This window comes from Paenibacillus shunpengii, assembly GCF_042684905.1.
GTDB lineage: Bacteria > Bacillota > Bacilli > Paenibacillales > Paenibacillaceae > Paenibacillus > Paenibacillus shunpengii.
The window spans coordinates 309,123-318,160 of sequence record NZ_JBHUMJ010000011.1 but is presented as its reverse complement, the minus strand read 5'-3'; the positions used below and the strand labels follow the sequence as shown (position 1 = coordinate 318,160).

At 48.7% G+C, this 9,038-nt stretch carries 9 protein-coding genes; 3 read left to right on the top strand and 6 right to left on the bottom strand.

Going from position 1 to position 9,038, the window contains the following annotated elements; translation table 11 throughout:
• Positions 1-78: 78 nt before the first annotated feature.
• The 5 genes from ACFSVM_RS23420 to ACFSVM_RS23400 all read right to left on the bottom strand — a co-directional run bounded on the left by ACFSVM_RS23420 (position 79) and on the right by ACFSVM_RS23400 (position 4,637).
• On the bottom strand, positions 79-1,086 hold the full coding sequence (locus ACFSVM_RS23420; protein ID WP_379264883.1) for a tyrosine-protein phosphatase: 1,008 nt from the start codon (positions 1,084-1,086) through the stop codon (positions 79-81).
• A gap of 147 nt (positions 1,087-1,233) precedes the next feature.
• Positions 1,234-2,073: a phosphonate ABC transporter, permease protein PhnE gene (phnE, locus tag ACFSVM_RS23415; RefSeq protein WP_076314363.1), complete on the bottom strand. Its 840-nt coding sequence runs from the start codon at positions 2,071-2,073 to the stop codon at positions 1,234-1,236.
• A complete protein-coding gene (gene phnE, locus ACFSVM_RS23410) occupies positions 2,070-2,861 on the bottom strand; it encodes a phosphonate ABC transporter, permease protein PhnE (protein ID WP_379264881.1) in 792 nt (263 codons plus the stop codon). Before phnE (ACFSVM_RS23410) ends, phnE (ACFSVM_RS23415) begins: the two co-directional genes overlap by 4 nt.
• A gap of 1 nt (position 2,862) precedes the next feature.
• On the bottom strand, positions 2,863-3,630 hold the full coding sequence (phnC, locus tag ACFSVM_RS23405) for a phosphonate ABC transporter ATP-binding protein (protein ID WP_047911290.1): 768 nt from the start codon (positions 3,628-3,630) through the stop codon (positions 2,863-2,865).
• A gap of 77 nt (positions 3,631-3,707) precedes the next feature.
• The gene (locus ACFSVM_RS23400; protein ID WP_379264879.1) at positions 3,708-4,637 is read right to left on the bottom strand and encodes a phosphate/phosphite/phosphonate ABC transporter substrate-binding protein; all 930 of its coding nucleotides are present in this window, start codon (positions 4,635-4,637) and stop codon (positions 3,708-3,710) included.
• A 237-nt stretch (positions 4,638-4,874) separates the two neighbouring features.
• On the opposite strand from ACFSVM_RS23400, the gene ACFSVM_RS23395 reads away from it, so the two are divergent.
• From ACFSVM_RS23395 to ACFSVM_RS23385, 3 genes are all read left to right on the top strand, one after another.
• Positions 4,875-5,531 (top strand): GntR family transcriptional regulator, encoded by a 657-nt coding sequence (locus tag ACFSVM_RS23395; RefSeq protein ID WP_083656004.1) that lies wholly within the window; start codon positions 4,875-4,877, stop codon positions 5,529-5,531.
• Between the two features lie 251 nt (positions 5,532-5,782).
• Complete coding sequence (locus tag ACFSVM_RS23390) at positions 5,783-7,438, top strand: glycerol-3-phosphate dehydrogenase/oxidase (RefSeq protein WP_090724814.1); 1,656 nt, start codon at positions 5,783-5,785, stop codon at positions 7,436-7,438.
• Positions 7,439-7,631: 193 nt separating this feature from the next.
• Positions 7,632-8,612, top strand: a complete 981-nt coding sequence (locus ACFSVM_RS23385; RefSeq protein ID WP_076314368.1) for a Gfo/Idh/MocA family protein — start codon at positions 7,632-7,634, stop codon at positions 8,610-8,612.
• Positions 8,613-8,698: 86 nt separating this feature from the next.
• On the opposite strand, the gene ACFSVM_RS23380 is transcribed toward ACFSVM_RS23385, so the two are convergent.
• Positions 8,699-9,010, bottom strand: a complete 312-nt coding sequence (locus ACFSVM_RS23380) for a winged helix-turn-helix transcriptional regulator (protein ID WP_076314369.1) — start codon at positions 9,008-9,010, stop codon at positions 8,699-8,701.
• Positions 9,011-9,038 lie beyond the last annotated feature (28 nt).

The following is a 9,038-nucleotide window of genomic DNA, read 5'->3' as shown; positions in this document are numbered from 1 at the left end:
TATTGGGTCGGTTTATTTGACTTGTGTAATGAACCTAGCAAGGCTAAAGATGGGGAAGGTTCATTTCTCAGTAATGGTTTATACCAGGAATTTCTTCTTAAGCTGTGTTCTTTCTTCCTCGGTAATGCCAAGACCGTCGTGAAGGTAGTTCTCGAATGTCCCATAGTTATCGTCGATCGCTTCCAGCGAAGCTCGGATAAAGGCAGCCTTCATCATCTCTGGAATCCCGTTTTTCAGTTCAGGCATTTGGTCCATGTATTGTTTATAATCTTCCTCTTTACTTGAGGACAGGAATCGCTGCATGAGTCCATCGAGCGCCAGGTTGGTAAGCTCATAATCTTCAATAACGACCTCGCGAGGCACCCCAAGCGTTAAGAGAATCAGTGCGCATACAACACCCGTACGGTCTTTACCCGCAGCACAGTGGAACAAGGAGGTGTCGCGATCTTCTTTCAGAAGCTCATGCAGGATAAGCGAGCATTTATCTGTGTTCAAGATCATCGCCTTATAGCCTGCATTCAGGTCAAGTCCAATCTTCTGCATTTCTTGCGGACTCGCTTCGGCCATAAAAGGGATATTCGTGTTGATCGCTTTACCGATGGCAGGGCTCGGGCGGCTCGCGACTTCAAAATCACTGCGAAGATCACAGATCCAATCAATTCCGAGAGCATCTGCGGTCTTCAGGTCCTGCTCACTAAGTTCATGCAGATCTGCGGAACGCAGGAGCATTCCCCAGCGGGTTGTCCGTCCGTCCTCTGTAAGATATCCGCCCATATCACGGAAATTGACCACTCCATCGGTGTGAATCATACGGTCGGTTACGGTAGTGACGGAGCCGTCATTAAACTTTACATGATAATAGCTTCGCCCAGGGAACGGCGTTCTTGTAAAGGATGCACCTACCGGCTCGATCTGAACATCAAGCGGTGTGCTGTTGTTCTCATCAAATTCAGGGCTGGCTGAGAGGTAGATCGCTTCGGCCTTCAGGCTCTCTGGCATACTCCAGGCGAGCGTAATGATATTATTGCTGGTATATTTCGCTTGTACTATCGGTCCTTGCTCCAATGACGGGTTAAATGTAGACATAATAAATCCTCCTTTAGATTTCGATGAACATAACAGGTTCAAAATTCATTAAACCAACTCATAAACTGAATCGATTTCACAACTCATTAAATTAAACAATTCGATCTATACATCCTCTGGATTAAAGCTATTTAATATAATATGGATTTAACTCTTACGTGTTTTCAATTTCATTTTATACCTATTCGCAATGAACTCCACGCTGAACACCATGACGAAGACGACCAGGCCGACAAACAAAGCTGCCGCAAAATTGTACGATTTCATCGCATGCGTCATTTCAAATCCGATCCCGCCGGCACCGACTGCACCGAGGATGGTGGATTCGGCAATACCGCCTTCGAGCTGGAGCACACACCAGGCGATGAACGCCGTTTTCACTGTAGGCAGAATGCCCTGCATTACGATCTGCAGCCAGCTGGCTCCGGTTGCCCGCATCGCTTCAAGCACACCCTTGTCGATCTCTTCAAGTGACTGGGCAAATACTTTGACGAGCATGCCTGCGGCAGATATGGCGATGGCCAGCACACCTGGAAGCGGTCCAAGGCCGACAGACACGATGAAGATGAGCGCCCACACAATGGTAGGAATCGCACGCAGCAGAGAGGCTGCGCTTTGGATAACCCAGGCAATCAGCGGATGTGGTGTCAGGTTGCTGGCTGCGAGAAAGGACAGGAAGAACGCAACGACTATACCCAGCACGGAGCCAATAATGGCCACTTGCAGTGATTCTACGGCAGCGAGCAGAACATGCTTCCAATCGGAGAAGTCGGGAGGGAACATCGTCCCCATATAACCCCACAGCTTCGTGAAGCCCTCGGCAATCTTGGCATAATCAAACTGCAGCTGCAGGAGACTGAATATAAACAGTACAGCGACCAGCGGAAGACCGATCACAACCAGCTTATTTTTCTTCGGCTTCGGCGGCTCGACCGTCGATGTCAGCACCGTAAAGGATGGCTTAGGCCCGTTTAGCTGCATACTCATATGATCCGCTCCCTTACGCGATTGGTAATCGTTTCAACGACAAGGACGATGACGAGCACGAGCAGAACGGCCATGCTGGCTTCCTGGTACTGAAACAATTTCAATTTGGATTGCAAAATAAATCCGAGACCGCCGCCGCCCACCATACCGACGATCGTGGAGGCGCGAACGTTAATTTCAAAGTTGTACAAGGTCCAGCCGATAAAGCCAGGCAGGAACTGTGGAATGACGGCTTGAGACAGCACTTGAAAATAGCTTCCGCCCGACGCGCGGACGGCCTCAACCTGTCCCATATCAATCTCTTCAAGCACCTCGGCAAAAGAGCGGGTCAGCATTCCGATCGAGATCAGAATGAGGGACATCGTTCCTACGACTGCGCCGAGTCCAAATGCAGCGACAAGCAGGATCGTCCAAATAATGACCGGGATATTCCGGAAGAGCGACGTTGCCGCCCGAACGAATACCTGCAGGTAAGGATGCGGGCTCGTTGTCGCCGCAGCCAGGAAGGACAATAGTCCAGCAACGATTGAGCCGATCACCATCGCAACAACACTCATATATAACGTCTGCAGCGCAGGCTCTACGAGCTGGGACAGGGATGAGAAGTCCGGCGGCAGAAAGTCGAAAAAGATAAATCGGAAGCTCTCACCAACGCCTGCAAACAGAGCTCCGAGAGTAAACTCAGCACCGATGGAGGACCAGATGATGAGCGCAAGCAGCACGATAACAAACAGAATCGTTTGAGTGCGTTTCATTTTACGGGCAGATTGCATTTGTGCCGCATTCATGTCAGGCGGTCTCCTTCACTTGGGAATTGGTCTGGTTGTAGATCAGCCGGATCATCTCGTCCGTAAGCTCATCTGGTGTTCCATCGAATACTTTGGTTCCTTTATGAATGCCGATAATACGGGATGCATATTTCTTCGCGATATCTACCTGATGGAGATTGCATAGACAAGCGATGCCTTCTTCATTACAGATGGTATACAAATAGTTCATGATCGTTTCCGATGAAGCGGGGTCCAGACTCGCGATCGGCTCGTCAGCAAGAATCAGATCGGGTCTTTGGGCAAGTGCACGGGCGATACCTACCCGCTGCTGCTGTCCGCCGCTCAGCTCGTCGGCCCGCTTGTACATCTGTTCGAACAAACCGACGCGCTGCAGCATCTTCTTCGCCGCTTCTGTATCTGATTTGGAGAAGAGGCCAAGGGCTCCCTTGAACGCACTCATGTACCCCAATCGGCCATGAAGTACGTTTCTTAGTACGGACACACGGGTGACCAGATTATATCCCTGAAAAATCATACCCATATGACGGCGCAGCTCACGCAGCCTTTTGCCCTTGATCCCCATCGTTTCGCTGCCTTTAAACTGGATTTTGCCGTCCGTTGGCTCAATCATCCGGTTCAGGCTGCGAAGCAGGGTGCTTTTTCCCGCTCCGCTCGGCCCGATGACAACAACGAATTCTCCCGGATTAATTGTAAGATCGAGGTTATCAAGCGCCTTCGTGCCGTCTGGATATACTTTGGACAAACCTTCCACTTGTAGTAGTGTCATATTAAAAATCCTCCCCACTTTTCAAATACTCAGCTTATTTGAATCCAATTCATCGTCGCTATGAATTACGAAATTAATTATTTGCTTAACAGTTCTTCTGGAGACATATCAAGTGCCTTAGCTACATCACGAATGGGATCAAAGTCGCTGTCACTGCCTTCCACAAAACGAGCAGCGCCCACACTTTCCAGGAAACTAGGGTTTTTCTCATGGTAACCGACCATAAGCTCACGCAGCTGTGTTACTAGTTCTTCAGGCAAATCCTGACGATACAAGAGCGGTGCACCGCCGACAATCGGCTCGGATTCAGCAATCACACGGAAATCATCTTCACTCACAAGACCGGATTCTGCCATCATAGGTACCATGAGGCTTGAAGTACCGATCGCATCTGCATTGCCGTTAGCCAGCGCAAGCAGGGATTTGTCATGTCCACCGGAGAAAGCAACACTGCCGAAGAAGGAATCCAGCTCTTCATTCGTCAGGCCAAGCTCGTCCATCAGTGTTGCACGCGGGTACAGGTTCCCAGATGTGGATGCCGGATCAGCGAACAAGAAATCCTTGCCTTTCAGATCTTGTACCGTTTGATAAGGAGAATCCTTCTGAACCAGAATGACAGTATTCGATGGTTGATCACTTTCTGAACGGACAAGCAGCTTGGCGTTGGCGCGTTCTGTAGCAATAATATATCCGAAGGGACCGATCAACCCGATTTCAATTTTGCCTGCACGCAGTGCTTCAATAACCATGTTGTAATCTTCAGCTACAAAAATTTCGGCGGGAATGCCGGTTGCTTCTGTAATATCTGCGGCCAGCTGATCCTGCGAACGGTTCATCTCGCCTTCTTCACTTGGCATCATACCGATTCGAATGACCTCCGGCATGCCTCCCTCACCTTCACCAGAGGTTGAGCTTGCTTCGGCACCGCAGCCAGACAGAATAACGAGCATAAGTATAAGTGATACGATTAAGCTTTGATGACCTTTACGACCCCTATTTTTTAACATGTTATATCCTCCCGATATTGAAGTTCATATTATGTGGTACACAAGTAGGATACAAGTTGAGTGTAAGAAGAATGTATCGGTAATTTTGAAGATTTGTAAAATATTCGGCAGGGTTGCGGCCTTTCTTCGCGTATTGTTAATATGAGGTAAAATGATATCGAAAATATAGATATTTTGTTTGAACTGTGATAACAATCGAGTGTGAGTATAAGTCATGGGCAGAAAGGGACTACATAAATGATGAAAAAAAACTCGCTGGTTGATACGGCATACACGTTGCTGCGTGATCAAATCGTTCGCGGGGAATTAATGCCAGGGACGCTGCTGTCAGAGAATGAGCTGTCCGTAGATTTTCAGATGAGCCGGACGCCTGTAAGGCATGCCATCGCTCGTCTGGAGTCAGAAGGATATGTAACAGCACTCAAGAATCGCGGAATACTGGTCAAGGAAATGAACAGCAAGGAATTCATCGATTTGAATGAACAAATTCAGTCTATGCTCTTCTACTGCTTCCAGGTAATGAAGGACCGCAGCAGAGATATTTATATAGATCTAGAATCACTGACTGCCCATGTAGAGGCACAGCGGACTGCAGAGCAGAATAATGATTATGCGATATATATCGAGCATCACTTTCTGTTTATGAGGGAGATCGTAGCATCCATTGGCAACACTGTTATGCTGAGCACCTTTGATTCCTTTAAGGATAAACTGGGGATGTATGCGATTGTCCGGTTCAAGCTAACGCCTCACATCAAGCACTATAGCGCGATCGGCATCAACCGGGATACGCTGAAAGTGCTCAAGGAGCAGAATTATGAAGCTGCCCAGGAGGTTGTGCTGCAACTGGGCCGTATAACAAGGGAGAGAATGCTGGCTACTGGACAGTTTTAAGGAGAAGAGAGCCAAGCATTTATTTTTCGTCAAGAGGGATAGGAATACACAGATGGACAGATGGTTTAAGATATACAGTTAAAGGTTTGCATTACGGTTAACCCGTGTTATGATAGTCGTAACAAGTTAATAGTTGTCAGGAGACGAGGAGAGACCGCGAATACATTATTTGGCACCCTGCCATTGATGTTTATTTCGTGGTCTCTTTTTCTGTTTTCTGTGTGTAAATATAAGAAGCGGAGGTCATAGATATGACAGGATTTGCTGAACTGAACAGAACAGATGCCATAACGGCGATGAGTAAGGAGAACTTTGATCTATTGATTATAGGCGGTGGTATTACAGGGGCTGGTATTGCACTAGATGCCGTAACTCGGGGGATGAAGGTAGCGCTCGTCGAAATGCAGGATTTCGCCGCAGGTACATCCAGCCGTTCCACGAAGCTTGTGCATGGAGGGCTGCGTTATTTGAAGCAGATGCAGATCGATGTTGTGGCTGAGGTCGGGAAGGAGCGCGCCATCGTTTACGAGAATGGACCGCATGTAACGACACCGGAGTGGATGCTGCTCCCTTTCTATGAAGGCGGGACATTCGGTAAGTTTATGACATCCATTGGACTTCGTGTTTACGATTTTCTGGCCGGGGTGAAGCGAAGCGAACGCCGGGTCATGCTCAGCAAGGAGAAGACGCTCAGCAAAGAGCCCCTGCTGAAGAAAGAAGGAATGCTGGGCGGCGGCTACTACGTGGAATACCGGACGGATGATGCACGACTAACGATTGAAGTCATGAAGGAAGCTGTGAAAAATGGTGCTCTCGCCGTGAACTACGTCAAGGCAAATTCATTCATTTATAAAGACGGCAAGGTGTGCGGTATCCAGGCGAAGGATCTGATCGGAGGCACCGACTTTACCATACATGGAGCGAAGATCGTCAATGCAACCGGTCCTTGGGTCGATCAGCTGAGAGAGAAGGATCAATCGAGGCAAGGGAAAGTGCTCCAGCATACCAAAGGCATTCATCTTGTCATTGACCAAAGCCGGTTTCCACTGAAGCAGGCGATCTATTTTGACACACCGGATGGAAGAATGGTATTCGCCATTCCACGTGACGGCAAGGCGTATGTGGGGACGACGGATACGGTATATAAAGAAGAACTCGCGAATCCTACGATCGAAAAAGAGGATGCTGAGTATGTTATCAAAGCGATTAACTATATGTTCAGTGATCTGAACATTACGATTGATGATGTCGAATCCGGCTGGGCGGGGATTCGCCCTCTTATTTTTCAGGAAGGAAAGAGCGCCTCAGAAATATCACGGAAGGACGAAATTTGGCAGTCTAACTCCGGTTTGATCACGATTGCGGGAGGCAAGCTGACTGGTTATCGCAAGATGGCGGAGAGCGTTGTGGATCTGACTGCGAAACTATTGCATAACGAAGGAAAAGGGCCTTTCAAGGCATGCCAAACGGTTCGTATGCCGATCTCAGGCGGACATGTCGGCGGAAGCACGGGCTATCCTGCGTTTGTTCAGCGAATGACAGAAATCGGTATGCGGCATGGACTGACCCAAGCGGATGCAGCACGTTTGTCACAGATGTACGGGTCGAATGCAGAACGGTTATTTCAGCATACGGAAGGCAGTGAACCTTCTCTTGGCATTCATCTGCCAATCGAGGTGCTCATGCAGTTGAATTATGCAATGAAGGAAGAGATGGCGGTAACGCCAGCCGACTTTTTCATCCGCCGTACAGGGGCACTTTTCTTCCATATTGACTGGGTTAAGCAATATAAAGCTCCCGTCATTGAATACATGATGAAGGTGAATGGCTGGACAGACGTCGAGCAGCAGATCTACACACAGGAGCTGGACCAGCTTATTGCAGAGACTAAACCGGCAGCAGGCTGAGACAATTCAGAACAAATAATGATTAAGATGTATGCCCTCTTCAGGAGGGCATTTTTTTCGGTGGTTTAGATAGAGTTCGCCGGTTAAATTTGTTATCCTTAATAAGGAAAATGATGATAACATGCGGAGGCGTTTCATGGGTTGTGGTTCTCAGTGAAACCGTTATCTTAATTAGAAAAGGGGAATTGGCGAGATGACACTCAGAATTGGAATTATCGGCACGGGCTGGTTCAGTAAGGTGCACGCCGGGCTGCTGCAGCAGATGGAGGGTGTACAAGTTCAATCCATCCTTGGGACAAGCTCGGAGAAGGCAGACCGAATGGCAGCAGACTATGCTGCAAAGGGTTACGATCAGCTGACAGATATGCTGGATGCTGAACAGCTGGATGCCGTATATATTTGTGTTCCGCCTATGTCTCATGGGGAGATTGAGCTTGCGCTCATTGAGCGGAATATTCCATTTCTCGTTGAAAAGCCGCTGGCAACGGATCTTCTATTACCGCAGAAGATCGAGGCTGCCATTCGGGAGAAGGGGCTGCTGACATCGGTGGGCTATCATTTCCGTTATCAGGAGACGGTGGACCAGCTGAGGCTGGATCTGGCCGGACATACCATTGGCATGGCGAACGGAGCATGGAATGGAGGCATGCCAGGAGTCGCTTGGTGGCGGCGTCAGGAAGGATCAGGCGGACAATTTATTGAGCAAACGACACATATTGTAGATTTGCTGAGATATGTGGCCGGAGAAGTGGTGGAGGTTCAGGCTATGTACGCAAACCGCAGCCTTCACGAGCTGCATGAAGGTGTAAGCGTACCTGATGTAGGAACGGTCAATTTGCGGCTTGAGAGCGGAGCCGTAGCAAATATTTCCAACACATGTATTCTACCGGATGGTGTACCGGGTAGCAGTGGGCTGACCTTCTATTCATCTCATGGTGTATGGGATTGGAATCCGGAGAGGCTGCAGATTGCGCAGCCCGAACCTGCAGGGATGACAACAATAGAGAATAAGGGCAACGCATACTTGCTGGAAAATGAAGCCTTCATTCATGCCCTGCGTACAGGTGATCGAAGCCGTATCCGTTCCGATTACTCGGACGCGGTTCGTACACAAGCAGTCACCGTGGCTGCCCTGAAATCTGCGCAGACCGGAGAACGTGTTTCCCTTTTATGATCCTCATTAAACATACATGACAATAGCAAACAGCCCTGGGACAGATTCTTATCGATCGATTCTGCTCAGGGCTGTAACTCATAAATTTATATAATCCACTCGGTGGACCATTCGTAAATTTCTTTAATGACCGGTTCAATGGCATGGCCCTTATCCGTGAGCTCGTACTCGACGCGTGGAGGAATCTCCGGATACATCTTACGGGTGACAATACCAGCGACCTCCATCTCCTTCAGTCTTTCGGACAGCAGCCGCCCGCTGATAGCCATAGCTGCTTCCAGCTCCGTAAAGCGTTTCGGGCCAGATAATAAATGATACATAATGAGGACAGCCCATTTCTTGCCTAAGAGGTCCATTGCCTGGGTAATCGGGCATCGCTCGTTGTTTTGGGGCTCCATGAGATCACCTCGAATTATAATAGAACAG

Bases quoted from the DNA above. Each gene is read 5' to 3' on its own strand.
- phnC (WP_047911290.1), bottom strand. From the start codon at position 3,630: ATGACACTACTACAAGTGGAAGGTTTGTCCAAAGTATATCCAGACGGC.
- ACFSVM_RS23380 (WP_076314369.1), bottom strand. From the start codon at position 9,010: ATGGAGCCCCAAAACAACGAGCGATGCCCGATTACCCAGGCAATGGAC.
- ACFSVM_RS23400 (WP_379264879.1), bottom strand. From the start codon at position 4,637: ATGTTAAAAAATAGGGGTCGTAAAGGTCATCAAAGCTTAATCGTATCA.
- ACFSVM_RS23385 (WP_076314368.1), top strand. From the start codon at position 7,632: ATGACACTCAGAATTGGAATTATCGGCACGGGCTGGTTCAGTAAGGTG.
- ACFSVM_RS23395 (WP_083656004.1), top strand. From the start codon at position 4,875: ATGATGAAAAAAAACTCGCTGGTTGATACGGCATACACGTTGCTGCGT.
- ACFSVM_RS23420 (WP_379264883.1), bottom strand. From the start codon at position 1,086: ATGTCTACATTTAACCCGTCATTGGAGCAAGGACCGATAGTACAAGCG.
- phnE (WP_379264881.1), bottom strand. From the start codon at position 2,861: ATGAATGCGGCACAAATGCAATCTGCCCGTAAAATGAAACGCACTCAA.
- ACFSVM_RS23390 (WP_090724814.1), top strand. From the start codon at position 5,783: ATGACAGGATTTGCTGAACTGAACAGAACAGATGCCATAACGGCGATG.
- phnE (WP_076314363.1), bottom strand. From the start codon at position 2,073: ATGAGTATGCAGCTAAACGGGCCTAAGCCATCCTTTACGGTGCTGACA.